General features: G+C 68.6%; 26 protein-coding genes. 19 read left to right on the top strand and 7 right to left on the bottom strand.

Translation table 11 applies throughout. The annotated features are described in order from the left end of the window. The first annotated feature begins 211 nt into the window (after positions 1–211). Complete coding sequence (locus tag ACX80I_RS15990; protein ID WP_459346099.1) at positions 212–1027, top strand: DeoR/GlpR family DNA-binding transcription regulator; 816 nt, start codon at positions 212–214, stop codon at positions 1025–1027. Here the strand turns inward: ACX80I_RS15990 and ACX80I_RS15995 are convergent. Further along, positions 1024–2055, bottom strand: coding sequence for a LacI family DNA-binding transcriptional regulator (locus ACX80I_RS15995; RefSeq protein WP_459346100.1), 1032 nt, complete (start codon positions 2053–2055; stop codon positions 1024–1026). The two genes, ACX80I_RS15990 and ACX80I_RS15995, sit on opposite strands and share 4 nt — an antisense overlap. 278 nt (positions 2056–2333) lie before the next feature. Here ACX80I_RS15995 and ACX80I_RS16000 point away from each other — a divergent pair, with 278 nt between their 5' ends. The 7 genes from ACX80I_RS16000 to ACX80I_RS16030 are packed head-to-tail and all read left to right on the top strand — an operon-like array spanning position 2334 to position 9519. Further along, a complete protein-coding gene (locus ACX80I_RS16000) occupies positions 2334–3653 on the top strand; it encodes an extracellular solute-binding protein (protein WP_459346101.1) in 1320 nt (439 codons plus the stop codon). Between the two features lie 26 nt (positions 3654–3679). Next, the gene (locus tag ACX80I_RS16005) at positions 3680–4567 is read left to right on the top strand and encodes a carbohydrate ABC transporter permease (RefSeq protein ID WP_459346168.1); all 888 of its coding nucleotides are present in this window, start codon (positions 3680–3682) and stop codon (positions 4565–4567) included. Between the two features lie 2 nt (positions 4568–4569). Beyond that, positions 4570–5460 carry a carbohydrate ABC transporter permease gene (locus ACX80I_RS16010; protein WP_459346102.1) on the top strand — a complete coding sequence of 297 codons (891 nt, stop codon included), beginning with the start codon at positions 4570–4572 and terminating at the stop codon, positions 5458–5460. Between the two features lie 22 nt (positions 5461–5482). Further along, positions 5483–6664 carry a Gfo/Idh/MocA family protein gene (locus ACX80I_RS16015; protein WP_459346103.1) on the top strand — a complete coding sequence of 394 codons (1182 nt, stop codon included), beginning with the start codon at positions 5483–5485 and terminating at the stop codon, positions 6662–6664. Next, positions 6657–7712: a sugar phosphate isomerase/epimerase family protein gene (locus ACX80I_RS16020; RefSeq protein WP_459346104.1), complete on the top strand. Its 1056-nt coding sequence runs from the start codon at positions 6657–6659 to the stop codon at positions 7710–7712. Before ACX80I_RS16015 ends, ACX80I_RS16020 begins: the two co-directional genes overlap by 8 nt. Continuing rightward, positions 7709–8404: a ThuA domain-containing protein gene (locus ACX80I_RS16025; protein ID WP_459346105.1), complete on the top strand. Its 696-nt coding sequence runs from the start codon at positions 7709–7711 to the stop codon at positions 8402–8404. Before ACX80I_RS16020 ends, ACX80I_RS16025 begins: the two co-directional genes overlap by 4 nt. Further along, positions 8389–9519, top strand: a complete 1131-nt coding sequence (locus tag ACX80I_RS16030) for a Gfo/Idh/MocA family protein (RefSeq protein WP_459346106.1) — start codon at positions 8389–8391, stop codon at positions 9517–9519. Before ACX80I_RS16025 ends, ACX80I_RS16030 begins: the two co-directional genes overlap by 16 nt. Before the next feature lie 375 nt (positions 9520–9894). Here the strand turns inward: ACX80I_RS16030 and ACX80I_RS16035 are convergent, their stop codons facing one another. Further along, a complete protein-coding gene (locus ACX80I_RS16035; RefSeq protein ID WP_459346107.1) occupies positions 9895–11358 on the bottom strand; it encodes a protein adenylyltransferase SelO in 1464 nt (487 codons plus the stop codon). Between the two features lie 162 nt (positions 11359–11520). Here ACX80I_RS16035 and ACX80I_RS16040 point away from each other — a divergent pair, with 162 nt between their 5' ends. Then, a complete protein-coding gene (locus ACX80I_RS16040) occupies positions 11521–12159 on the top strand; it encodes an HAD family hydrolase (protein ID WP_459346108.1) in 639 nt (212 codons plus the stop codon). Positions 12160–12237: 78 nt separating this feature from the next. Here ACX80I_RS16040 and ACX80I_RS16045 read toward each other — a convergent pair whose 3' ends face one another. Beyond that, positions 12238–13152: a LysR family transcriptional regulator gene (locus ACX80I_RS16045; protein ID WP_459346109.1), complete on the bottom strand. Its 915-nt coding sequence runs from the start codon at positions 13150–13152 to the stop codon at positions 12238–12240. 71 nt (positions 13153–13223) lie between these two features. Here ACX80I_RS16045 and hisD point away from each other — a divergent pair, with 71 nt between their 5' ends. The 6 genes from hisD (at position 13224) to ACX80I_RS16075 (ending at position 17965) form a co-directional block, all read left to right on the top strand. Next, entirely contained in the window at positions 13224–14570 is a 1347-nt protein-coding gene (gene hisD / locus ACX80I_RS16050) for a histidinol dehydrogenase (protein ID WP_459346110.1), read from the top strand. Then, a complete protein-coding gene (locus ACX80I_RS16055; protein ID WP_459346111.1) occupies positions 14567–15376 on the top strand; it encodes an ABC transporter substrate-binding protein in 810 nt (269 codons plus the stop codon). Before hisD ends, ACX80I_RS16055 begins: the two co-directional genes overlap by 4 nt. Before the next feature lie 86 nt (positions 15377–15462). After that, positions 15463–16074, top strand: a complete 612-nt coding sequence (locus ACX80I_RS16060; protein ID WP_459346169.1) for an amino acid ABC transporter permease — start codon at positions 15463–15465, stop codon at positions 16072–16074. Next, positions 16067–16918, top strand: coding sequence for an amino acid ABC transporter ATP-binding protein (locus tag ACX80I_RS16065; RefSeq protein ID WP_459346112.1), 852 nt, complete (start codon positions 16067–16069; stop codon positions 16916–16918). The genes ACX80I_RS16060 and ACX80I_RS16065 overlap by 8 nt, the downstream gene beginning before the upstream one ends. A 99-nt stretch (positions 16919–17017) precedes the next feature. Next, entirely contained in the window at positions 17018–17206 is a 189-nt protein-coding gene (locus ACX80I_RS16070) for a hypothetical protein (RefSeq protein WP_459346113.1), read from the top strand. Positions 17207–17269: 63 nt separating this feature from the next. Further along, positions 17270–17965 (top strand): DsbA family oxidoreductase, encoded by a 696-nt coding sequence (locus ACX80I_RS16075; protein ID WP_459346114.1) that lies wholly within the window; start codon positions 17270–17272, stop codon positions 17963–17965. A 99-nt stretch (positions 17966–18064) separates the two neighbouring features. Here the strand turns inward: ACX80I_RS16075 and ACX80I_RS16080 are convergent, their stop codons facing one another. The 3 genes from ACX80I_RS16080 to ACX80I_RS16090 form a co-directional block, all read right to left on the bottom strand. Next, entirely contained in the window at positions 18065–18247 is a 183-nt protein-coding gene (locus tag ACX80I_RS16080) for a hypothetical protein (RefSeq protein ID WP_459346115.1), read from the bottom strand. Between the two features lie 95 nt (positions 18248–18342). Continuing rightward, complete coding sequence (locus ACX80I_RS16085) at positions 18343–19197, bottom strand: metal-dependent hydrolase (RefSeq protein WP_459346116.1); 855 nt, start codon at positions 19195–19197, stop codon at positions 18343–18345. Between the two features lie 149 nt (positions 19198–19346). Further along, complete coding sequence (locus ACX80I_RS16090) at positions 19347–19676, bottom strand: hypothetical protein (protein ID WP_459346117.1); 330 nt, start codon at positions 19674–19676, stop codon at positions 19347–19349. Between the two features lie 123 nt (positions 19677–19799). Here ACX80I_RS16090 and ACX80I_RS16095 point away from each other — a divergent pair, with 123 nt between their 5' ends. The 4 genes from ACX80I_RS16095 (at position 19800) to ACX80I_RS16110 (ending at position 25198) form a co-directional block, all read left to right on the top strand. After that, positions 19800–20777 carry an MsnO8 family LLM class oxidoreductase gene (locus ACX80I_RS16095; RefSeq protein WP_459346118.1) on the top strand — a complete coding sequence of 326 codons (978 nt, stop codon included), beginning with the start codon at positions 19800–19802 and terminating at the stop codon, positions 20775–20777. A gap of 199 nt (positions 20778–20976) precedes the next feature. Continuing rightward, positions 20977–22023, top strand: coding sequence for a PRC and DUF2382 domain-containing protein (locus ACX80I_RS16100; RefSeq protein ID WP_459346119.1), 1047 nt, complete (start codon positions 20977–20979; stop codon positions 22021–22023). 40 nt (positions 22024–22063) lie between these two features. Beyond that, entirely contained in the window at positions 22064–23197 is a 1134-nt protein-coding gene (locus ACX80I_RS16105) for an aminotransferase class V-fold PLP-dependent enzyme (protein ID WP_459346120.1), read from the top strand. A 183-nt stretch (positions 23198–23380) separates the two neighbouring features. After that, positions 23381–25198: an immune inhibitor A domain-containing protein gene (locus tag ACX80I_RS16110; RefSeq protein ID WP_459346121.1), complete on the top strand. Its 1818-nt coding sequence runs from the start codon at positions 23381–23383 to the stop codon at positions 25196–25198. Positions 25199–25300: 102 nt separating this feature from the next. Here the strand turns inward: ACX80I_RS16110 and ACX80I_RS16115 are convergent, their stop codons facing one another. After that, positions 25301–26026, bottom strand: coding sequence for a hypothetical protein (locus ACX80I_RS16115; protein WP_459346122.1), 726 nt, complete (start codon positions 26024–26026; stop codon positions 25301–25303). Positions 26027–26102 lie beyond the last annotated feature (76 nt).

A 26102-nucleotide genomic window follows, 5' to 3' on the forward strand; every position in this document is an offset into this window, starting at 1 on the left:
TGAGATGGTGCGATATTTCGCTTGATTATGCGTTTTCTTGCTGCTTTCACCACGAGTGTGCGCCCTATCACAGCATTGCGTCAAGGGTTTCCGGGGTAAAACCGCGTAAAGCGGCAACAGCATCGGTCAAAAGCGAGGCTAGGCCGCAAGATTTTGCAGTTTCCTGCCGTTTCTGCGGCCCGCGCGAAGTCTGTGTGTTACAGATGAGGGCATGACATCGCAAGAACTGCAGCACGTCCGCCAGCTCCCCGCCGGGCGGAAGGCCGACCTTGCCGCCTATGTGGACGAGGTGGGGCGCGTGACGGTGGCCGACCTCGCCGCACACTTCAAGGTGTCGATCGACACGATCCGCCGCGACCTCGATCAGCTGGATCGCGAGAACATCCTCATCCGGACGCACGGGGGTGCAGTCAGCACCAGTGAGCGAGCCGGCCGGGACCGCGAGATCGACGTCCGGCTCAGCATGCAGACGGCGGAGAAGGAGGCGATCGCCCAACTCGCCGTGGGCCTGGTGACCGACGGCTCCGTCCTCATGATCAACGCGGGGACCACCAGCCTTGCCGTCGCGCGGGCGCTGCGGAACCACCGCAACCTGACGATCGCCACCAACAACCTCCGCATCCCGGCGGAGATCTCGCCGGTGGTGTTCCGTGACCTCTACATGTTCGGCGGGGCCGTGCGCACCCTCACCCAGGCGACGACGGGCCCCGTGACGCTCGGGATGAGCGGGAGCACACCCGAGGTGGACATTCGCTGCGACATGGCGCTCATCGCCGTCGGTGCCGTGGACGCATCAGGCTGTTCGACGTCGAACCTGGGCGATGCCGCCATGATGGCGGAAATGATCAGCCGGGCCGAGCGCACCGCCATCCTCGCCGACTCCACGAAGCTCGACCGGCGGCTGTTCGCGCAGATCGTTCCGCTGGAGGGCGCTGACTACCTGGTTACCGACAGGGCGCCGTCGACGGAGCTGGCCGCGGCGCTCGACGCCGCCGGAGTCACCGTGCTGGTACCCGAGGGGAACTAGGGAGCCGCCGGCGCCGTCGATGAGCGGACCACCAGCTGCGTGGCCAGTTCGACACGGGTGCCGTCCGGCTTCTCGCCGTCCATCTCGCGGAGCAGCGCCCGGACGGCCGTCCGGCCCATCTCCCGCAGGGGCTGCGCAACGGTGGTGAGCTGCGGTGAGGTCTGTTCACTGATGTAGGTCCCGTCGAAGCCCACCACGCTCAATTCCCCGGGCACCGAGATGCCCAGTGCGTGCGCCTCGGCGAGCACGCCCACGGCGATGCTGTCGGAGGCCGCGAAGATGGCCTGCGGTGGGTGGTCCAGGGTGAGGAGCTGGACCAGGCTGCGCCGCCCCGTCTCCGAGTCGAAGTTGCCCGCCAGGACGTAGTCCTCCGAGATCAGGATGCCGCGTTCGAGGAGGGCGGCGACATAGCCGTGCTCACGGTCCTGGCTGCATTCTGCGCTGGCAGGTCCACCGATGAATGCGATGCGGGTATGGCCGAGGCCCAGCAGATGCTCCGTCGCGGCTTTCCCTCCGGCCCAGTTCGTCGCACCCACGCTCGCCACACCCGGCCCGGGAGGATTGATGGGGTCGATGAGCACCACGGCGATGCCTCGCTTCTTCACTTCCTTGATCTCGCGTGGAGACCACCGGGACGTGACGAGGAGCAGGCCACGGCGGCCTGACGCCTGCATCTTCTCGGCCCGCTCACCGGCAGGAAGATGCGTGAGACCCGTCTTGGACAGGACGACCTCGGCGCCGTGCAGCTCCGCGCACTCGAGGATCCCGTCCATCACCTCCGAGTAGTACGCGGTCGCCACGCTGTCCACGGCGACGTCGATCAGCGTGGACGCCGGAGGCGCAAGGGCGAGGCGCTGACCGGGCGGCTGATACTCGGACGTCCGGAGTGCTTCCAGGACACGCTTCCTGGTGGCCGGGGCAACATCCTCCCGACCGTTGATCACCTTCGACACCGTCGGAGTGGACACTCCGGCAAGAGCTGCGACGGACGCCAGCGTGGCCCTCGTTCGAACTTCAGTTTCCGACAATGTTTCGAAATCCTCTCCGGGATGGGCCTGCCCCCATCCTGCCCGAGCCCGGCGGAAGAGTCGAGGGGTGCGGAAGCAGGTCCGCGGAATTGCTGCCGGAGAGGGCATTGACCGATCGGTGTGACGCAGGTAACTTTACGCTTGTTAGTTTGTTGTTATCGAAAACATTTCGAATCTCTTCCGCAGCGTGGCGGTCAGCGACCGCATACCCGCGGAGTTGACCTGCCCATCTCAGCCGGCACTGGTGCCTCGAGCTGAGTCGACTTACGGAAGAACTGATGAAGATGCGAACAACCACCTCCCTGATCTCGGCGGTCTCCGCCATCACCCTGGCCCTCAGCCTCTCCGCCTGCGGCTCCAGCGGCCCCCAGGACCCTGCTGCAGACTCCGCGTCCCCGACGATGTGGGCACTGACCGGCAGCAGCGAGAAGATCTTTCGCTCGTCCGTCGAGACGTGGAACGAGGAGCACGCGGACGACAAGATCAACCAGGAATTCTTCGCGAACGATGCCTACAAGACCAAGGTCCGCACCGCCGTCGGAGCCGGTGAGGGACCCACGTTCATCTACGGCTGGGGCGGCGGCGTGCTGAAGTCCTACGTCGACGCCGGCCACGTCAGCGAACTGGACGAGTTCCTGGCCGAGAACCCCGAGGTGAAGGACCGCTACATCCCCTCGGTGCTCGAGAACGGTGTGATCGACGGCAAGACCTACGCCCTGCCCAACAACAACATGCAGCCAATCGTCCTGTACTACAACAAGGAGGTCTTCGAGAAGATCGGCGCCGAGCCTCCCAAGACGTGGGACGACCTGATGGCACTGGTCCCCAAGTTCAACGACGCGGGAATCGCACCCTTCTCCCTGGCCGGTCAGTCCAAGTGGCCGAACCTGATGTGGCTGGAATACCTCGTGGACCGCGTCGGCGGCCCCGAGGTCTTCCAGGCTATCCTGGACGGCAAGGAGAACGCCTGGTCCGACCCCGCCGTGATCGAGGCCCTCACGATGATCCAGGACCTGGTCGACGCCGGCGGATTCGTCAACGGCTTCTCCTCCATTGCCGCTGACGCCGGAGCGGACAGCGCCCTCCTGTACACCGACAAGGCAGCGATGATGCTCCACGGCGGCTGGGTCTACCAGAACCTGAAGAACGACGCCCCGGAGTTCGTCGAGTCGGGAGAGGTCGGCTTCACCACCTTCCCCTCGGTCGAAGGCGGGGAGGGCGATCCCGCCAACATCGTGGGCAACCCGGCGAACATGTGGTCCCTCTCCTCGACGGCATCGGACGAGCAGAAGGAGTCCGCCCTGAACTACCTCAAGGACGGGCTGTTCAGCGAGGAGTACACCCAGGCCATGATCGATTCCGGCGCGGTCCCCGCGGTCAACGGCATCGAGGACCAGCTGGCAGCCTCCGATGACAAGGACTTCGTCCAGTTCGTCTACGGGCTGGCGCAGGATGCCCCGAGCTTCCAGCTCTCCTGGGACCAGGCACTGAGCCCCGCCCAGGGCGACGCCATGCTCGCGAACCTCGATCAGATCTTCATCGGCGAGATCACGCCGGAAGAGTTCGCCGAGAACATGAACGCAACCCTGGGCAAATGAGCACCCTGCTGAAGCCGAAACCCGCGATGAAGGTGCGGGGTGCGCGGGCCGAAGGGCCCTCGGCGTGGATGGTCGTCCCGGCGCTGGTCTTCTTCGTGACCTTCGCCGTCGTGCCCCTGCTCGGCGTGCTGTTCCTCAGCTTCACCCACTGGAACGGGCTGGGCGCGATCACCTGGGCCGGCCTGGAGAGCTGGCGCACCGCCCTCACGGACTCGGTGACGCTGAACGCCCTGATCGTCACGCTGAAGATCATGGTCTACTCGCTCGTGGTGCAGGTCCCGATCAGCCTCCTCCTGGGGGTGTTCACGGCGGGCAACCAGCGCTACCGGGCAGTGCTCGCCGTCCTGTACTTCGTCCCGCTCCTGCTCTCATCGGCGGCCGTGGCGATCGCGTTCAAGGCGCTGCTGGACCCCAACTTCGGGATGGGGCCGGGCCTGCACATCCCGGTCCTCGCCCAGAACTGGCTCGGCAGCGCCGACCTGGTGCTGTTCGTGGTCATCTTCGTCATCGCCTGGCAGTTCGTCCCTTTCCACACGCTCATCTACCAGGGCGGCGTGCGCCAGATCCCGGCCTCCTTCTACGAAGCGGCCCAGATCGACGGGGCCGGACGGATCCAGCAGTTCTTCCACATCACGCTGCCCCAGCTGAAATACACCATCATCACCTCGTCCACCCTCATGGTCCTGGGATCGCTGGCGTACTTCGACCTGATCTTCGTCCTCACGGCCGGCGGCCCGGGGTATGCGACCCGGCTCCTCCCGCTGCACATGTACCTCACGGGGTTCCGGGCCAATGACATGGGAGCAGCGAGCGCCCTCGGCGTGATCCTCGTGGTCATCGGCCTGGGTCTCGCCCTGGTGCTGCAGCGGCTCGGCGGCAACAGCCGCAGCGCAAGCCAACTGGAAGGAGCGTAGTCATGGCACTGGCAACCGACGCGGCGCAGGGGACCGCAACGCGAGTGAAGCAGCGCTCCCAGGGGAAGCGGTTGGGCAGGAGTACGCCCAACCTCCTGGGCGGGCTCGGCGGGTGGGTGTGGCTTGCCCTGATCATCCTGCCCGTCTACTACGTGGTCATCACGAGCCTGAAGAACCAGGCGGGGTTCTTCGGGTCGAACCCGCTGGCGCCGTCCACCTCACCGACCCTGGTCAACTACCGGACGGTCCTCGAGGCGAACTTCGTCCGCTACTTCCTGAACAGCGTGATCGTGACGCTGGGAAGCGTCATTCCCGCCGTCGTCGTGTCCTTCATGGCCGCGTATGCGGTGGTGAGGGGGAGCGGGCGCATCATCGGCTCCGCGCACACGCTGTTCCTGATGGGACTCGCCATCCCGCTGCAGGCGACGATCATCCCCATCTACTTCATGATCACGAAAGCGCACCTCTACGACACCCTGCTGGCGCTGATCCTGCCGTCGATCGCCTTCGCCATCCCCATCTCGGTGCTGATCCTGTCGAACTTCCTCCGGGACGTTCCGCGGGAGCTCTTCGAATCCATGAGGCTCGACGGCTGCTCGGAGTTCACGATGATGTGGCGCCTGGCCCTGCCGCTGGTCCGTCCTGCGGTCGTCACCATCGCCATCTACAACGCACTCCACGTCTGGAACGGCTTCCTCTTCCCGCTGATCCTGACCCAGAGCCCCGACAAGCGGGTCCTGCCCCTCTCGCTCTGGGCCTTCCAGGACGAGTTCACCGTGAACATCCCGGCGGTCCTCGCCGCCGTCGTGCTCTCCACACTCCCGCTGGTCGTCCTCTACGTGCTGGCCCGTCGCCAGCTCGTGAGCGGACTGACCGCCGGATTCAACAAGTAGACCGAAAGGAACCTGCAGCCTGATGACTTCCACGCAGCAGAACGCGCTGAGGGTCGGCATGGTCGGCTACGCCTTCATGGGCGCGATGCACTCCCACGCCTGGCGCACCGCGCCACGCTTCTTCGACCTCCCGCTCCAGCCCGAACTCGCGGTCCTCGCCGGCCGCGACCAGGCGGCCGTGAAGACCGCGGCCGGGAAGCTGGGCTGGCGAGACACCGAGACGGACTGGCGGGCTCTGGTGGAGCGCGACGACGTCGACCTGATCGACATCTGCACCCCCGGGGACACGCACGCCGACATCGCCATCGCAGCCCTCGAAGCCGGCAAGCACGTGCTCTGCGAGAAACCGCTCGCCAATTCGGTCGAGGAGGCGGAACGCATGACGGCGGCCGCCCGGGCCGCCGAGGCGAACGGGGTCTTCGCGATGTGCGGGTTCTCCTACCGCCGCACGCCCGCCCTGACCCTCGCCCGCCGGCTCGTCGAGCAGGGGAGGCTGGGGACGATCCGGCACATCCGGGCGCAGTACCTCCAGGACTGGCTGACGGACGAGAACGCCCCGATGACCTGGCGCCTGGACAAAAGCAAGTCGGGGTCGGGCGCCCTCGGGGACATCGGAGCGCACAGCATCGACGCAGCGCAGTACGTGACCGGGCTGCCGATCCAGGGAGTCTCCGGTCTCCTCACCACCTTCGTGCACGAACGCCCCCTCGGAGGAACCCGGGTGGGCCTCGGCGGCTCGGGCGCCAGCGACGGCGGGACCGGCACGGTCACGGTCGACGACGCCGCGATCTTCAGTGCGCGCTTCGAGGGAGGAGCGATCGGCGTCTTCGAAGCCACCCGCTTCGCGACCGGCAGGAAGAACAACATGCGCCTGGAGGTCAACGGCAGCCTCGGCTCGCTGGCCTTCGACTTCGAGAACATGAACTCCCTGGAGTTCTACGACGCCACGCAGCCTCCCGAGACCGCGGGATTCAGCACCATCAACGTCACCGATTCCGTGCACCCCTACACCGGCAACTGGTGGCCGGCCGGGCACGGCCTCGGGTACGAGCACGGCTTCACGCACCAGGTCGTGGACCTGGTGCAGGCGATCGCGGACGGCACCACGCCGTCGCCGTCCTTCGACGAGGCCCTGCGGGTCCAGAAGGTCCTGCACGCCATCGAGCAGTCCGCCGCGACCGAATCGGGGTGGCAGCATGTCTGAGGCCTTCGCGACCGGAGGTGCCACCCCACGCCCGGTGACCCTGTTCACCGGGCAGTGGGCCGACCTGCCGTTCGAGGACGTGGCGAGGATGGCCGGCGAGTGGGGATTCGACGGCCTCGAGATCGCCTGCTGGGGAGACCACCTGGACCCGGTGAGGGCCGCGCAGGACGACGACTACGTCCAGGATCGGCTCCGGATCCTCAAGGAGAACAACCTCACGGTCGACGCGATCGCCATCCACCTCACCGGGCAGGCCGTGTGCGACGACCCGATCGACGAACGCCACCAGGACATCCTCACCCCCGAGGTCTGGGGGGACGGTGATCCCGAGGGGGTCCGCCGGCGGGCCGCCGACGTCGTCAAGGACACCGCCCGGGCAGCAGCCCGGCTCGGAGCGTCGGTCGTCACGGGATTCACCGGTTCGTCCGTCTGGAAGTACGTCGCGATGTTCCCTCCGGCGTCCGAGCAGATGATCGCCCGCGGCTACGAGGACTTCGCGGCCCGGTGGAATCCCATCATGGACGTGTTCGACGCCGAGGGGGTCCGCTTCGCGCTCGAGGTGCATCCCTCCGAGGTCGCCTACGACTACTGGACCACGCAGCGCACCCTGGAGGTCATGCGGGACCGCCCCGGCTTCGGGATCAACTTCGACCCCTCGCACTTCATCTGGCAGGACCTGGATCCGGTGATGTTCCTGCAGGATTTCGCACCGCACATCTTCCACGTCCACGTGAAGGAATCCGTCCGGCAACTGAACGGCCGCAACGGCCGCCTCGGGTCGCACCTGCCGTGGGGCGACCCGCGGCGGGGCTGGGACTTCGTCACGGCCGGCCACGGGGACGTCCCGTGGAAGCCGATCTTCCGCATGCTCAACTCGATCGGCTACCAGGGGCCCACCAGCATCGAATGGGAGGACGCCGGGATGGACCGGCTCGTCGGCGCACCGCAGGCCCTGGCCCTCGTGCGGGACCTGGCCACCATCGCGCCGTCCGCGGCGTCCTTCGACGCCGCCTTTTCCCGCCAATCCACCACGAAAGAGACACCATGACCAGCAAGGAAGCACTCGTCGTCCGCGGCGGATGGGACGGTCACCAGCCCGTCGAGGCCACGGACCGCTTTCTCCCGTTCCTCCGGGACAACGGGTACAGCGTCCGGATCGAGGAGTCACCGAAGATCTATGCGGACGCCGACTACATGGCGACCGTCAGCCTGATCCTCCAGTGCAACACGATGAACACCATCGAGAAGGACGAATTCGCCGGTCTCCGTGCAGCGATCGAGGCGGGGACCGGGTTGGCGGGCTGGCACGGCGGGATCGCCGACTCGTACCGCAACGAATCCGATTACCTCCACCTCATCGGCGGGCAGTTCGCCTGCCATCCGGGCAAGCACCCGGACGAGAGGATCGGGGAACAGTCCGACAACTACGTGCCGTACCGGGTGAACATGCTCCCGGCTGCGGCGGATCACCCGATCACCCGCGGCATCGGGGACTTCGACCTCGTGACCGAACAGTACTGGGTGCTCGCGGACGACTACATCGACGTGCTCGCGACGACCACCCAGGCCGCCCGCGCCTGGGACCCCTGGAACCGTCCGGTGACGTCCCCCGCCATCTGGACCCGCCAGTGGGGCAAGGGCCGCATCTTCGTGGCGACCCCCGGCCACCACGTCGAGATCCTCGACGACCCGAATGTCAGAACCATCATCGAAAGGGGTTTGCTGTGGGCGAGCCGTTGAACGTCGGAATCATCGGCTGCGGAGCGATCGTAGCCCAGTACCTGAAAACCCTGCCGTCGCTGCCGTCCGTCAGCCTCCGGGCGGTCGCCGACCTCGACTTCAGCCGCGCCGAGGCCGTCGCGGCATCCCAGGAGGGCGTGCGGGCCCTGACCGTCGATGAACTTCTGGCCGACCCTGAGATCGACACCGTCCTGAACCTCACCATCCCTGCCGCACACGCCGACGTGGCCACCCGTGCGATCGCCGCCGGGAAGCACGTCTACGGAGAGAAGCCCCTGGCCGCGAACACGAGCCAGGCCCGGAAGGTCCTCGCGCTCGCGGACGAAGCCGGAGTCCGCGTCGGGTGTGCCCCCGACACGGTGCTCGGCACCGGGATCCAGACGGCGCGCCACGCCATCGACAGCGGGATGATCGGCCGGCCCATCTCGGCCACCGCCACGATGGTCACGCCAGGGCATGAACGCTGGCACCCCAACCCGGACTTCTACTACGTGCCCGGCGGCGGACCCCTCCTGGACATGGGCCCGTACTACGTGACGGCGCTGGTCACCCTGCTGGGCCCCGTCACCTCCGTCATCGGTGCCGCGAGCCACACCCGGAAGGAGCGCACCATCGGCGGAGGCCCGAGGGCCGACGAGACGATTCCCGTCTCCATCGACACCCATGTCACGGGCGTGCTCGTCCACGAATCAGGGGCGCTCTCCACACTGGTGATGAGCTTCGACGCCGTGCAGACCCGTTCCTCCAACATCGAGATCCACGGTGAGCAGGCGAGCCTGACCGTCCCCGACCCGAACTACTTCGACGGCGAGGTGTCGATCTGCACCCTGGCGAACAGGGAGAACGATAGGGAGGTCGGGTGGGAGGTCATCCCCACCAGCGCAGGCTACATCGGGGCGGGCAGGGGCTACGGGCTGGCGGACATGGCGCTCACCCCCGCCGGCGATCAGCACCGCGCCAGCGGGCAGCTCGCCTACCACGTGCTCGATGTCATGGAGTCGCTCCTGCGGTCAGCAGCGGACGGTAGCTCGGTACCGGTGCTCAGCACGGCGGAACGGCCGGCGGCGGTCGCGCTCACGTCGCTGTCGGAGCCGGTGTCGTCCCTCGCCACCTAGGCAGCGGCGACCTCACCGACCGGCCGCGCCTCCGCGCGGCCGGTCGGTAGTCCTGGTCATGCCGGTCCGCACTGGCCGTCAGCAGTGTGCCAGAACGGGGCATTCCTGACGTTCGCGATGGTCGATGTCCGCGTCATCGCCTACTCCATCAGCGAACGGAAGCACGGGAAGCGTTCGGTTCTGGGTTTCGTCGTCTCCCAGCACGACCCCCATCCCGCTGCGCCTCGCGGGGCTGACCCTGGGAATCATCTATTTCGCCGCCCTCACCAAGGTTCCGCCAAACGGAGCTCCCCCGGGACGATCTCTTCGTCCCGGGGGAGTTTTCACGTGTGGAACCGGGTGGGGCGGAATTTCGCCGGCGCTGGTGTGCCGGCCTCAGGTCCCGCAGTACGTCGTGTACGAGCCGAAGTCGTCCGGTGCTCCCGCAGCGTAGCGCTCCAGGCCGGGTCGCTCGTCGAAGGGTGCGCGGACGACGTCGACGAGCCGGTCCAGCGGTTCGAGGTCGCCGGCCGTCGCGGCTGCGAGCGCCTCCTCGACGAGGTGGTTCCTCGGGATGTAGACGGGGTTGACGCGGTCCATGGCGTCGGCATCGGGGGCGAGCGGCAGCCACCGGGCCGTCCAGGCATCGAAGGCGGCGACGTCGAGCACCTTGTCGCGAGCCGGCCGCACGTCACCGCGGACCACGGAGCTGAGGCCCCGGAAGAAGGACGTGTAGTCGACGTGGTTCTCCTGCAGGAGGGTGAGCACGTCGTTGGCGAGGGGCGACGCCACGTCGTCGGCGGTGTCCTCCGGCAGTCCCAGCTTGGCCTTCATCCCGGTGAGCCACGCGCCGCTGTACCGGGGGCGGAAGGTCTCGAGCACGCCGACGGCGAGTGCGACCGCCTGCTCCTGGTCGTCGTGGAGAAGCGGCAGCAGGGTCTCCGCGAGGCGTGCGAGGTTCCACTCCGCGATGAGTGGCTGGTTGGCATAGGCGTAGCGTCCGCCGTGGTCGATGGAGCTGTAGACGCTGGAGTAGTCGAAGACGTCCATGAAGGCGCAGGGTCCGTAGTCGATGGTCTCGCCCGAGATGGTCATGTTGTCGGTGTTCATCACCCCGTGGATGAACCCCACGAGCATCCATTGCGCTACAAGCGAGGCCTGCGCTGACACGACCGACTCGAACAGGGCGAGGTAGGGGCGCTCGGCGGCGGCGGCCTCGGGGTAGTGCCGGCTGATGGCGTGATCGGCGAGGCGCCTGAGGAGGTCCTGGTTGCCGGTGGCCGCCGCGTACTGGAAGCTGCCCACGCGCAGGTGGCTGCTCGCGACGCGCGTCAGGACGGCACCGGGCAGCATCGTCTCGCGGCGCACGGCGCGCCCGGTCGCGACGACGGCGAGGGAGCGCGTCGTCGGTATCCCGAGCGCCTGCATGGCCTCGCTGAGGATGTACTCGCGGAGCATCGGCCCGACGGCGGCGAGCCCGTCTCCGCCGCGTGCGAAGGGCGTGCGGCCCGAGCCCTTGAGGTGGATGTCGCGCAGGCGCCCCTGGGTGTCGGTGATCTCGCCGAGGAGGAGTGCGCGCCCGTCGCCGAGCCTCGGGTTGAAGCTCCCGAACTGGTGCCCGGAGTAGGCCTGGGCCACCGGCGTCGCGCCGTCCGGCACCGAGGTGCCGATCAGCAGGGCGAGGCCCTCAGGGGACCGGAGGAACCCGGGATCGACGCCGAGTTCCGCGGCGAGCTGGTCGTTGAGGGCGAGCAGCTGCGGCTCGGGAGCCTCGTCCGCCTGCCACGCGACCGCCATCTCCGGCAGTTCCCGTGCGAAGCGACCGTCGAAAGTGACCCTGGAATCTGTAGGCACGCTCATCTCTCCACCGTACGCCCGGCGGCTGCGGCATTGGCACGGCCCGGGCCGTGCATGACGCGCTTGCGCAATGCCTGGTTGGCCGACTCGCGGCGGTCACCCTAGGATGGCCGACATCAGGCGCCGCCTTCCGGCTGGCACGGGTGGTCCAGGGATAAGGGTCCAATGGTGAACGGCGATGACGCGGCACGACTGGCGGAGAGGGTGCTGCAGGAGGCGGCAGGTGCGCGCGTCATCTGGGACTTCGACGGCGTCGTCGGGCATACCGAACCGCTGCACGAGGCCAGCTACCGGGACCTGGCGGAACGCCGGAGCTACCGTTTCGGCCCCGATTTCTTCGGCAACCTCGTGGGGCACACCGAGCAGTGGATCTGGGAGCGTGTGATCTCCGAAGGATTCCCTGCCGCGGAGGAGGACATCGCCGCGCTCCACAGGGAACGCGGCGAGGTCGTCGCCGTCTCGGCCCTGAAGGGCCTCTCGCCGTCCTGGCTCGCCGCCCGCCTCATGCCGGCGCTGGCGGAGGTCGCCGCCGAGCAGGTGGTGGTCTCCAACGGCGACCCGGACCTCATCGCGGCGCTGCTCGGGAAGTGGGGCCTCGACCCGTTCGTGCGCGTGGCACGCCGCGACGCCGGCCGCGACAAGGAAGCCCTGTTCCGTGAGTTGTGCGTGCCCCCGTGCGTGGTGCTGGAGGACAGCGACGCCTACCTCGCACTGGGCAGGGAGCTCGGCGCCTTCACGGTGGGGGTCCGGCACTCGCACAACCCCCGCGCCGCACTGGATGGAGACCTCACCACCCACCTCTGAACCGTCCGCTGCCGAGAACTGGCTCCGCTCCTGACCGGCGCGGACATCGCGGCCTCGTAGCCGGACAGGGCGGGCTGATCACACCAGGCTGGTCAGCCCGCCCTGCGCGGCCACGGCACGCTCCGCGAAGGCGGAGAACCGGCGCGTCGCGGGCGAGAGATAGCCGTGCTTCCGCTGCACGAGGGCGATGGTGTCGTAGAGGGGCTCGGCGAACGGGAAACTCCTGACGTCGTCGTCGCGCCGCAGGGATTCGAGGATGCCGCTGGCCATGAAGGAATCGCCGGCTCCCGCCGCCACGAGGCTGTAGGCCGTCTCGGCGTGTTCCACCTCCATGTCCGCCTCGATGGACAGGCCCGCGAGGTTCGCCCGGTCCAGCAGCTGGCGGCGCGTGGGATCCTTCCAGCCGGCATGGGCGTCGTAGAGGACGAGTTTCGCGGCGGCCAGTTCCTGGATGCTCACCGGTCCCGCGTCCGCGGGACGGGTGGACGAGATGAAGCACACCTCGTCCCGCGCGAGCTGCCGGACCTCGAGGTTCTCGCTGTCCACCGGCAGTACAACCAGGCCGCACTCGATCTCCCCGCTCGCCACCGACGCGGCGACGACGTGGGAGTTCAGCCCGATCATGCGCACCCGTACCTCCGGGTGCTGCTGGTGGAACTGCACCACGAGGTCCGCGAGGTCGTAGTTGGCGGCGTACCGGAGCACGCCGAAGGTCGACACCCCGCCGCTGAGCGTCTGCAGGGCCCGCACGGCCTCGACGCCGCGCCGGGCCGAGTTGACGCAGTCGAGGGCGTGGGCATGGAGCTCCTCGGCCGCGGGGGCGGGGGAGAGGCCCCTGGACGTGCGGGTGAACAGGGGAGAGCCCAGTTCCTGCTCCAGCCGCGAGATCAGCTCGGACGCGGACGCCTGGCTGATGCCGAGCTCCTTCGCGGCAGCACTCAGCGACCGGCAGCTGTAGGCGGCGAGGAAGGCCCGGAGCTGGTTCAGCGTCATAGGGCAAACCTATATCTTCTGTCGGGAAAGGGTGGGTTCCCCTATGCTGCGTCCGGTCCTAGGCTTCCCCCATGGAACTGAATGCCCAGTACGCCTCCTTCATCGGGGGGTCCTACGAATGCCTGAAGAGTGCCGAGATCGGCGGCGTACCGGCGCAGCGGCTGCCGAAGGTCGTCGAGACGGTGTCGGAGATGCTGTCGACCATCGAGAAGGGCGGGCGCGACGCCGTCGCCGAGTACTCCAGGGTCCTTGACGGCTGGGCGGGCGGCGACGTCGAGCTGGACTCCGACTCCCTCCGGAGGACCGGCGACGCGCTGACGCCGGAACTGCGCGCGGCTCTCGAGGCCGGGGCGGAACGGACCCGGAAATTTGCCGGACTCCAGCTCCGGCACCTGCAGGACTTCGAGGCCGAAGTGATGCCCGGGGTGGTGGTGGGCCACCGGTACATCCCGGTCCAGCGCGTCGGGGCCTACCTGCCGGCCGGACGGTTCCCCATCCTCGCGAGCGCGTTCATGACCGTCGGTGTCGCGAAGACGGCGGGCGTGCCCACGGTGATCGCCTGCTCGCCACCCACCTCGCCGACCGCGGGCAACCCGGCGGTGTTCTACTCCGCCTACCTCTCCGGCGTCGACCGGGCGTTCGTCGTCGGAGGCGTCCAGGCCCTGGCCGCCATGGCCTTCGGGCTGCTGGGGGAACAACCGATGGACATGCTCGTGGGCGCCGGCAACGCCTACGTCACCGAGGCGAAGCGGCAGCTCTTCGGCCGGGTCGGCATGGATCTGCTTGCCGGGCCGTCGGAGGTCGCCGTGATCGCCGACGACACAGCCGACCCCGTTCTCGTCGCCGCGGACCTGCTCGGGCAGGCCGAGCACGGCCCGCAGTCGCCCGCCGCGCTCGTCACGACGTCGCGGGACCTCGCCGTCGCGGTGATCGCCGAGGTGGACCGCCAGCTCGTGGACCTCAGCACCCGCGACATCGCCGGCGCGGCCTGGCGGGACTACGGGACCGTGTACCTCGCGGAGGACAACGCGACCGCCGTCGAACTGATGGACGTGCTCGCGCCCGAGCACCTGGAGGTCATCACCGCCGACGACGACTACTTCCAGAAAAACCTCACCAACTACGGGTCGCTCTTCCTGGGGCCCTGGTCCACGGTCGCGTACTCCGACAAGGGCATCACCGGGACCAACCACGTGCTGCCCACCGGCGGCGGGGCGCGCTCGTCGGCCGGCCTGTCCGTCGCCCGGTTCCTGAAACCCCTCACCTTCCAGCGCATCGACCGCTCGGCGACCATGCAGCTGGCCCCCCTCGTGTCCGAGATCTCCGCCTACGAGGCAATGGAGGCGCACCAGCGGACGGCCGACCTCCGCATCACCCGATTCGAGAACCAATCAGCATCGACCAAGGAGCAACCATGAACAGCAGGCGCGCATTCACGTCCTTCGCAGCCGGTGCACTGGGGATCGCACTGACACTGACCGCGTGCGGCGGAGGGGACTCCGGCGGCAGTGAGGGCGGAGGGGGCGACGGTGAGGCGATCGAGAAGATCACCATCGCGACCTCCAACGACGCTCCCTTCTCCTTCACCGACGACGCCGGCGACCTGCAGGGTATCGACGGCGAGATGATCAACTGGATCGCGGACAAGAAGGGCTGGGAGGTGGAGGTCTTCGTATCCGAATTCGCCACCCTGATCCCCGCCATCAAGGCGGGCAAGGCCGACGCCGTCGTCGACGCCATGTACATCACGGACGTCCGCAAGGAGGAGGTCAACTTCACGGACACCTGGTACCAGCAGGGTGAGGGCATGGTGGTCCCGGGAGACTCGACCATGACCAGCCGCGACGACGCGAAGGGCACCGTGATCGGCGTCCAGACCGGCACCACCTTCATCGAGCTGGCGGAGTCCCTGGAGCCCAAGGAGATCAAGTACTTCGATTCGCAGGCGGCACTGCTGAAGGCCGTGGAGAACAAGCAGGTCGACGTCGTCTTCACCGACGCGGCCGTCGTCGCGTACAGCCTCGTGCAGAACCCGAACGACGCCATCAAGATCGTGGACCCGTACGAGCCCTACTTCCCCGGCCTGATCGGTGCGGCAGTGCCGAAGGAGAACACGCAACTGCTCGACGAACTGAACTCCGGCCTCGCGGAGCTGAAGGCCTCTCCCGACTACATGGAGATCCTCACCAAGTACGGGCTGACCGAGAGCAACGCCGTCGACTGACCGTTCCTTCCCCGTTGTTCCTGCGCTGAAAGGAAGGTCCGGCCATCGATTTCATCACAAGCACGCTCAGCTACTTCCCCCGGCTGCTGGCGGCAGCGCCGATCGTCATCCAACTCGCCCTGGGAGCGATGGCACTGGCCCTCGTCCTCGGCATGCTGCTGGCCCTCGCGAGGATCTCCAAGTCGAGGGTCCTGCGCGGGATAGCCCTGGTCTACGTCGAGGTCATGAGGGGGACACCCCTCCTCGTGCAGCTGGTCTACATCTTCTTCGTCCTGCCGGCCATCGGGGTGAACATCGATCCGGTGCCCGCGGGCATCCTGGGTCTGGGCCTGAACTACGCGGCCTACCTGTCGGAAGTGTTCCGCTCGGCCATCCTCGCGGTCGAGGCGGGCCAGACGGAAGCGGCACTGTCGCTCGGCTATACGCCGGGCAGGGCCCTCTGGAAGGTCGTCCTGCCGCAGTCCTTCATCGTGTCGCTGGGGCCGATCGGCAACTACTTCATCGCGATGGTGAAGGACACGGCCCTGACCTCGGTCATCGCCGTGACCGAGATCCTGAAGACGGCGAACGTCATCAACGCGCAGACGTTCGAGACGACGCAGGTCTACACGGCGGCCGCACTGCTGTACCTGCTGATCAGCCTCCCGTTGTCCCGCATCGTGAGTGCCCTGGAGAAGAGAGCGAGGGTCCATGTCTGACGAAGTGATCGTGAGTGCCCGGGACGTCCATAAGACGTTCGTGGTGACCAAGACCCCGAGCCTGCTGCAGCGACTCCGCGGACAGCGGCGGGAGGTCAACCGGATCGAGGTCCTCAAGGGCGTCGACCTGGATGTCCACAAGGGGGAGACGGTCGTCATCCTCGGCTCCAGCGGATCCGGCAAGAGCACCCTGCTGCGCTGCATGAACAAGCTCGAGACGATCGACGACGGCCGGATCCTGGTCAACGGGCACCTCGTGGGCTATGAGGAGCGCGGCGGGAAGCTCGTGGACGAGAAGGCCTCCATCACGGCGAAGAAGCGGACCGACCTCGGCATGGTCTTCCAGCAGTTCAACCTCTTCCTGAACAAGACCGCCCTGGGCAACGTCATGGCGCCCCTGCAGGACGTCAAGAAGATGTCCCGGGAGGAGGCGCAGCAGCACGCCCTCGAGAACCTGAAGAGGGTCGGGCTGCTGGACCGGAAGGACAACTATCCGTCGAGGCTGTCCGGCGGGCAGAAGCAGCGTGTCGCGATCGCCCGGGCCCTCGCCATGGATCCGAGCGTCATGCTGTTCGACGAGCCCACGTCGGCGCTGGATCCGGAGCTGGTGGAGGAAGTCCTCGCGGTGATCAAGTCCATTGCCGCCCAGGGCACCACCATGGTGATCGTCACGCACGAGATGCAGTTCGCCCGCGACATCGCGGACATCATCGTGGTCATGGACCAGGGCGTCATCGTCGAGAAGGGGACGCCGGACGAGGTCTTCTTCCGGCCCAAGCACCCGAAGACGTACGCGCTGCTTCGGCGGTCGGGCCTGACCGTCGAGCCTCCGGGGACGGTCTAGCCCGACCCTGGGCCCGCTCTGGTCGGCATAGGGTGGCCAGAGTAAAGTAATAAGCCACCTGATGTTTCGGGTGCAGAGGCGAGACCGAAGGAGATCATCATGGGCATCAGCAACATGGTCAAGAACGCGGCGGGCCGCTACCTCGGCAGGTCCGGGACCGGCACCACGTCGGCCACCGGACGCACCAGGGCCGGCGGCATGAACACGCGGGGGCGGACCACCGGAACGCCGGCATCCGGCTCGGGCGGCGTCGGCAGGATGCTGCGCGGCCTCCTCAACCGGCGGTGACGGCGCGGCCCGGGTCCTGCCTTTCGGGGAATAGGACCCGGGCCCGACACGGTTGCATCAGGCATGCAGATTGAGATTTGGTCCGATGTGAAGTGCCCGTGGTGCTACGTGGGCAAGCGCCGTTTCGAGAAGGCCCTCGCGGACTTCCCCCATCGGGACAGTGTCGAGGTGACCTGGAAGAGCTACCAGCTCGACCCGGGTCTGCCCGACCACTACGACGGCACCGAGCAGCAGTACCTCGCCGAGCGCAAGGGGATCGCCCCCGAGCAGGTCCGGCAGATGTGGCAGCACCTCGGCCAGCAGGCCGCAGGCGAGGGCCTGAACTTCGACTTCGACCGCATCGTCGTGGGCAACAGCTTCACGGCACACCGCTTCCTGCACCTCGCGAAATCCCACGGCCGGGGCGACGCCGCTAAGGAAGCCATCATGTCCGCCCACTTCGAGCAGGGACTGGACACGTCCGACGTCGACGTCCTGGTCTCCCTCGGTGCGGGCATCGGTCTGGACGAGGACGAGGTCCGCGAGACCGTGGGCGGTGACCGCTTCGCCGACGACGTCCGGCGCGACATCGACGAGGCACGGACCCTCGGCGTGCAGGGCGTGCCGTTCTTCGTGGTCGACCGCAAGTACGGGATTTCCGGCGCCCAGCCGACCGAGCTGTTCCGGCAGGCCCTCGACCAGGCATGGCAGGAGTCCCACCCCCTGGTGTCGCTCACCCCCTCCGCCGACGGTCCGGCCTGCGGTCCCGACGGCTGCTAGGCCTCGGCCCGTGAACGGCACAACTGGGCAGTAGGCCCTGAGTGCTAGGTCCTGGACGGTGGTCCTGGACGACGCCGGCGGGCTCAAGTCCCGCCGTCGTCAGCGGCGTCCGGACCCCCGGGCCATCCGCTTCAGCTCGTCCTGGACGCGCGCGAGCTCGCGTTGACGCTGGACCTGCAGTTCCTCGGCGCTCGGCCGGCGGTGCCGCGCAGGCTCGGGTGCCGCGGGCGGGACGTCCGCCTCGTCCTGCAGGGGATCGAAGAACAAACCGTCGCGATGCATAGAAACTCCTCCAGCTTCCGGTGTCAGCTCCGACACTAGCGCGGCTGTGTTTCCGGCTTCTTTCGTATCTCCCTCGGCTCGCCTCCCACTCTCCCTCACCCCAGTCCGGGCAGGTGTGCGACCGCCGCCCCGCCGTCGTCGATCCGGAGAACGGCCCAGCCGATGCCGCCGAGCGCGTAGAGCGAGACCGGCACGAGCAGGCACCACTCGCGGAGGGAACCGGCATTGCCGAGGACGGGCACCGCGATGTTGCCGTTCGGCCGCCACACCTGCGCGACCACCGGCAGTTTCGCCAGGCTGCGCGGACGCCGGAGCCGGAACGGGTAGACGGGGTTGCACCCGCCGGTCGTGAGCATGTCGCCGAGGATGTGGACCACGACGCCGACGCCGACGGCGAGGGGGAACCAGAACTGCTCCTCCGGCGCGAACGCGGTGACGAACGCCCCGGCGGTCAGACCGACCGCCCACGGGGACCTGCGCATGCTGTCCGGGATGATCTTCAGGGCTTTGGCGGCGAAGGAGACGAGGAGAACCGTCAGCAGGCCCGCACCCGGGTAGATGGTGCCGAAAGCGGCGGTCTCGACCGTCCAGAGCCCCGCGACGAACGCGACGGCGACGAACGCGGCGACGCCGAGCAGCGAATGGGTGCCGCGCCGGTGGCCGCCGGAGATGGCGCCCACGCCGGCGCATAACAGGTTGGACAGCGGCGGCAGCGAATGGGCGATGGTGGCGCTGTGATGGTCGGCGTCGGGCAGGAGCGCGGCGCCCGCCGTGACCAGGGCTCCCGTGACGACGCCCACGGGGCTGACATCGAGGAGACCGAATCCGAGGGTGACGGACTCCGGCAGGGCCGGCAGTACGGCGGCCAGGGGGCCGGTCCCCAGTTCGATCCGGGTGGTGGCAGCGACCCAGGCGGCAGCGCCGCAGGCAGCATGGTGGGCGCCCATCATGACGGGAAGTCCTTTCGGTGAGACCACGCCGGCTGCGGGTGTCCAACCGGCGGCAGAGCCTCATCCTGACGCGCGCCACTGTCATTATTCGAATGCCATCATCCGAAGTGCATTATTCGGAAGCCGGCAGCCCGCCCCTCGCAGGACTGCTAGTGCGAGTCCTTCTGCCGGGTGCCCAGGCCGGAAGGGTCGGTGACGGAGCGCAACCAGGCCTCGGCGTCGTCGCCCGTGCCGACGGGCAGCGCGACCTTCTCGAGGCGCTTCTGGAAACTGGCGGTCATCTGTCGCTGGATGCGCAGCCGGCTCTCGTCGCCGGGCTGGGCGCGGCCGTCGGCAACACGATCGGCGATCATGAGCAGGCGTGCCTGGGAATCGGCGATGCTGGCGGCGAGGGTGTCGAGCTCGCTCACGGGCACGCGGCCAGGAGCGGGTGCGGACGGTTGCTGCCTGCGACGGCGGATTCCGGTGAAGATCCTCATGATGCTCCGGTGGTGTTCTCGGCCCGCCGGACCCCGTTGTTCGGCAGACTCGGACGGCGACGCCGCCGTCCGTCCCGCAAGAGTACCCGGAATGTCGCCCGCCCCCTAGGAGTTCCACGGAGTATGTCCCTTCCTTTCGATGGCCTGTCCATCCTCGACCGCGCACAGTCCCGGCTCGGCTCCTCCGAGGCGGACACGCTGCAGCGCGTCGGGGAGCGCGCGCAGCGGGCCGAGCGGCTCGGGTACCGGAGGTTCTGGGTCGCCGAGCACCACGGCGTACCCGGCATCGCGGGGTCGGTACCCGCCGTGCTGGCGGCCGCGGTTGCCGCACGCACGAGCACGATCCGCGTCGGCACGGGCGGGATCATGCTGCCGAACCACCAGCCCCTGGTCGTCGCCGAGCAGGCCGCCACGCTCGGTGCCCTGTTCGATGGCCGCTTCGACCTGGGAATCGGCCGCTCGCTCGGTTTCACGCAGGCCGTGCGGTCCGCGCTGCGGACCGGGAAGGAGGACGCCGGCCGGTTCGAGCAGGACATCGCCGAGTTGCTCGCCTTCCTCGGTGGTACCGCTCCCGTGACAGCTCGTCCCCAGGACGGTGGGCGGACGCCCGTCTTCGTCCTCGCCACCGGCCAGGGTGTGGACATCGCGGCCCGCTCCGGTCTCGCCGTCGTGCTCGGCGGGCCCGTGCTGTTCCGGGACCGGATCCCCGTGCTCGAGCGCTACCGGGAGCAGTTCCGTCCGTCCCCGTGGTGGGACGGGCCGAAGGTGCTGGTGTCGGTGAACATCGCAGTCGCAGGGACGACGTCCGAGGCACGCCACCTGCTGCTGCCCGAAGCCCGCGCGCTCGCCGTCTCGCGGACCAGAGGACACTTCCCGCCGCTGGAGGCCGTGGGAGACGAACCCCTCTCGGCCCGGGAAGAGGGATTCGTCCAGGACTCGCTCGCCAGCGCCGTCCACGGGACTCCGGCGGACGTGGCGCGGCAGCTCACGGAGCTCCAGGCGCGCACGGGTGCCGACGAGCTGCTGGTCAGCGGCGGGGCATTCGATCTCGAGGGGCAGGCCGCGTCCGATGAGCTGCTCGCGGAACTCGCGGCCGCCTAGCCCTCCTCGACCCCATGGTGACGGCGCTGCCCGGAGTCGAACTGGTGTGCTGTCCCGTTCCGGAGGCGCCGTGGCCCGTTCGCCCGCGGAGGTGTCCACCGCCACGCCGATTAGTAAGCATGCTTGCTATAGCGGGTGCGCCGGTCCTACCCTGAGGTTCACCCGCTCCTCGCGGCCGATACCGACGACAGGACTCCGCATGCTCACGATGAACGACCTCGACCCGTTGCTCAGGCGCCGCAGCACGGTGGTCACCGGCGAGGGGGACAAGGTGGGCACGGTGGGCGTGGTGTACCTCGACGATGCCGATGACCGGCCGTCGTGGGTGACCGTCCACACGGGCCTCTTCGGGACCCGGGAGTCATTCGTGCCCCTCGAGGGGGCATCGGTGCAGGGGCACGACCTCGTGGTGGCCTATCCGCGTGACCTCATCAGGCACGCGCCGTCCGTCGACCGTGACGGCCACCTGAGCCCCGAGGACGAGGCCGCGCTGTACCGGCACTACGGGCTGCGCGGAGTGGCTCCGGTCCCTCGGCCCGCCACCGCCGAGCCGGCAACCGGACACGCCGACGCGCGCACGACGCCGCCTGCTCCGGAGGTCGCTCCGTCGGCTGCTTCGTCGGCTGCTCCGGAGGCGGCGACGGGGGAGACCGCAGCACGCGGGATGCACACGGCAGGATCGTCCGACGCGACGCCGACGCCCGCGACCGCCCCGACGCAGGGCGGAACGCACTCGCAGGACGAGGGCGGCACCCCCTGGGTGGTCCGCTCGGAGGAGCGACTGCGCGTCGGGACCGAGCAGTACGAGGCCGCACGCGTGCGTCTCCGGAAGTACGTCGTGACCGAGGAGGCCACGATGACCGTCCCGCTGAAGCGGGAGGAGCTCCGGATCGAGGTCGAGCCCATCTCGTCGCCCGTGCGCCTGGAGGCCGAAGACGTGCCGTTCCAGGAGCAGTCCGTGGAGCTCGTGGCACGCGAGGAACTCGCCGTCCTGAGCAAGGAGACGGTGCCCGTCGAACGCGTGAGCATGAAGACGGTCGAGGTGACCGGCAGGACCACCGTGCGGGAGGAAGTGCGCAAGGAGCGCATCGCCAGCAGTGCCGACGGGGCTGCGTCGGTCGGCAGCGGCCGGGGGCTCGGTTCCTCCAACCGTGGAACCACCGCCGGTATGGATGCCGACGCGTCGACGAGGATCGCGACGAACAGCACGAACGCGCTCCTGAAGGGCAGGAAGAAGCGACGCTGACGCGCGCCTTCCGGTCGTCGCGGACCGTAGGGTGAGCTGCATGGGAGCCACCGAGAACGACGCCGCACTCTTCACCGCCTACCAGTCGTCCTTCTCGGAGGCTCCCGGGTACCTGAACTTCGCGAGCTTCGGCCCGCCGTCGAGCGCGGTTCGTGACCATGTGGCGCACCTCCTGGAGACGGCCCGCGAGGCGGCCGTCGGCGCGAGCGGCACGCTCGAGGGCGAGGACAACCGGGCGCGGGAGGCCTTCTCCCGGCTCAGCGGTTTTCCGCTCGACCAGGTGGGACTGACCGGTAGTACATCTCTCGGCCTGTTCCAGGTGGCCTTCGGCCTGTCCGGTGGAACAGTGCTCGTCGGCGCCGGCGAGTTCCCGTCCAACACCTACCCCTGGCTGCGCACCGGGGCAGTGGGCCGTGCGCGCGTCGACCTGATCGGGGCACCCGGCACCCCGGTGACGCCCGACCTCGTCGCCCGCCACCTGACGGACGACACCGTTGCCGTGAGCGTCAGCGCCGTCGACTTCCGTACCGGCTACCGGGCCGATCTTGCAGGAATCCGTGAGGTGATCGGCGCCGATCGCCTCCTCGTGGTCGACGGCATCCAGGGCTTCGGTGTCGCCGACCTGGAATGGACACTCGCCGACGTGCTCATCGCTGGCGCCCAGAAGTGGGTCCGCGGCGGCTGGGGTGTGGCCGGGATCGCCATGTCGCCGCAAGGAATCGAGCGCATCGAGCCCCTGCTCACCGGCTGGACGGGGGTCACCGATGCGCGCCGGTACGACGGCGAGGAGCACCCGCCGCTGCCGGGGGCGGGGCGTTTCTCCATCTCGAATCTGTCCCCGTACGCGAGCGGGGCGTTCGCGGAGGCTCTCGAACTGATCGAGTCGGTGGGTGTGCCGGCCATCGAGGGCATCATCGCGACGCACGCGAAGGCACTGATCGACCATCTCGACACCGCGCGGGTGCCGGTCCTCTCGCCCCGGGAGCGCGAGGACCGGGCGGGGATCGTGGTCGCGGGCCTTCCGGGGCGGGCGGCCGAAGCGCATGCGGCGCTCGCCGCCGCCGGGATCTCCGTGACGCTGCACGGACCGGACCGCATCCGGCTCGCCGTGCACGCGACCACCCGCTCTGAGGTCCTCGGCGAGGCGGCGGAAGTGCTGGCGGCCTTCGCCTGAGGGCCGCGTCATGCCGACACGCCGGACATGGTTGACCATATGCAACCAAATCCTCGGAAGTGTCCGGGCGCGGTGCTAGCGTGCCAGCCAGAGCGTGTGACTCAGGCAACATGTTCGTAACCTCAGGCACCTAACCTGAGCGTGCTTTGCATTTTCGCTGGGACATTTCACTAAGGAGAACCCTTGAATTCCACTCCACGTATCCGGGGGCTGCGGTGCGCGATGACGCTCGCCGTGACCAGCGCCGTCGTGCTTGCTCCCATGAGCGCGCAGGCCACCACCGGACCGACGGCTCCGACGTCGTCGTCCACCTTCTCGCCCAGCGCGGGCGGCGCTGCGGAGAGGCTCGATGACCGCTCGGACCCCGCGGCCGACGAGCGCCGCGAAATCAACCAGCAGGCCGTGGAGCAGGTGATCTCGGGCGAAGCGAAGGTTGAGGACCGCAACGGTTCCAAGGCCGTGAAGGTCGCCCCCGGCCAGTGGGCGCAGTACGGACTGCAGGACAGCGACCAGATCCTGTCCTTCCTCGTCGATTTCGGCGACAAGGTGGACCCACGCTTCCCCACCTCCACGGCCGGTCCCACGCACAACACCATTCGGGAACCGAACCGTGCGGTGGACAACTCCACCTACTGGTCCGACACCTTCGACCGCGAGCACTACCTCGACATGTTCTTCGGCGAGGAGGGCGAGTCGCTGAAGGGCGTCTACGGAGAGATGTCGAGCGGCCGGTACACGGTCGACGGCGACGTCAGCGACTGGGTCACCGTGCCCTACAACTCGGCCAGCTACGGCGAGACCGAGAGCCAGGCGGACATGACCCGCTTCGTCCAGGACACGGCGAACGCCTGGTACGACTCCCAGGTCGCGGCGGGCAAGACGCCCGCCGAGATCGACGCCTACCTCGCGACCTTCGACCAGTGGGACCGCTACGACTTCGACAAGGACGGCGACTTCGACGAGGCCGACGGCTACATCGACCACTTCCAGGCGATCCACGCGGGCGAGGGCGAGGAGGCCGGCGCCGCGTCGTCGGCCATCTGGTCGCACCGCTGGGCAGTAGGTCAGGCGGGCCGCGGCACGGCCGGCCCTGCAGCCAACCCCTACGGCGGCATCAAGATCGGCAACTCGAACCTCTGGATCCGTGACTACACCACGGAGCCGGAGAACGGCGGCCTCGGCGTCTTCGCGCACGAGTACGGCCACGACCTCGGCCTGCCCGACCTGTACGACACGAGCGGCGGCGAGAACGGTACCGGCTTCTGGACCCTCATGAGCTCCGGGTCGTGGCTCGGCCACGGGAAGGGCTCCATCGGCACCACCCCGAACAACATGGGCGCCTGGGAGAAGCTGCAGCTCGGCTGGCTGGATTACGACGTCGCCACCGCCGGCGTGAAGTCGATCCACAACATCGGCCCCTCGTTCCACGCCACGAAGGCCCCGCAGGCCGTCGTCGTCACCCTCCCCAAGGACGCCGCGGGCAACAACCGCTTCTACATCGCGGAGAACCGCGTGTACGGAGGGTATGACGCCACGCTCGCGACCGGCCCGTACAACTTCGGCTGGGGCGTCACCGCGCCCGACACCGTGGAGCACTACGCGTACCAGAACGGCCTGAGCATCACCTACTGGAACACCGCGCAGCGCAACAACAACACGCGCCAGCACCCCGGTGCCGGTCTGGCCCTGCCCGTGGACGCACACCCGAAGGCCCTCACCTGGTCCGACGGCACCATTGTGCGCAACCGCATCCAGAGCTTCGACGCCACCTTCGGCAAGCAGGCCACCGATGCGCTGAGCCTCCACCGGGAGACTGCGGCGGGCGTGGCTACGCTCACCGCGCCGTCCCGGCCGGGCGTCGCCGTGTTCGACGATACTGATCCGAATGCCTACTATGACGCCGCGAACCCGCAGGGCTCCGTCGTCGTGGCCGGCGCCGGGACGAAGATCGAGGTCGTCCAGTCCAACTCGACCGGAGTCCTGACCCTGCAGGTCCGCTAGGGCCGCCAGCTGGAGACAGCTGGAGGCAGAAGGAGCCGGGAGGTCACTCCCGGCTCCTTCTGCGTTCCCGTCCTTCTGCTGTCCGTCCTACTGCTTTCCGTCCTAATGGGTGCGCCGGCTCCTGCGGGGCTGCGCGACGACGGCGATCGCGATCGCCAGCCCGAGGGCCACGAGGCTCAGGACGCCGGCGGCCACGTAGCGCAGGGGCGGTCCACCGGCGGTCCGGGTCGGCGTCTGCGCGAGGACCTCCTCGGCCTGCGGCTGGGCGGTGCCGGTGTCCGTCGGCCCTGCCGGGACGGACGCGGAGAACGGATCGGTCGATGCGGGCGCAGGCGCCGGCGCCTCCACGCCGACCACGCCGAGGGCTGCGTTGCCGGTCGACGGCTCCGCGGGGGCGGGGGCCGCCGGCGCCGGGCTGCTCTCCGTGGCACTCGTTGACGGCGTGGCCGAGGGCGACGCGTCGGGCGCCGGACCGGTCGCGGAGGGCGCCGGTTCCGGCTCGTCGCCGGGTGACTCCTCGATGGGCGGCTCGGAGGGTGCCGGGTCCGCCGGTGACGGGGCTGGCGGCGGCTCCACGGGCGGCGGAGGGTCGGACGGCACCGGAGGCTGCACGGGCGCGTCGGATGCGGGCGGGGGCTCGGGAGAAGGGGCGGGCGGTGCCGTCTCGGCAGGTGGCGGGACGACCACCACCGGGTCGGGGACGACCGGGACTACCTCCCCTGCGGTCCGCAGCGACGGCAGGGGCGGCAGCGCGGCGGCTGCTCCCGGGCCGGCAAGCAGGAGTCCGCTGCTGAGGGCCAGGGCTGGAAGGGCAGTGGGGACACGCATGGAGGAGTCTTTTCGGAAGGCGGGGATCGGCGGCATCGGTGACGGGGAGTCGTCGGAAGCATGCTGACTATCGCTC

The sequence above is a fragment of the Arthrobacter rhamnosi genome (assembly GCF_054510855.1).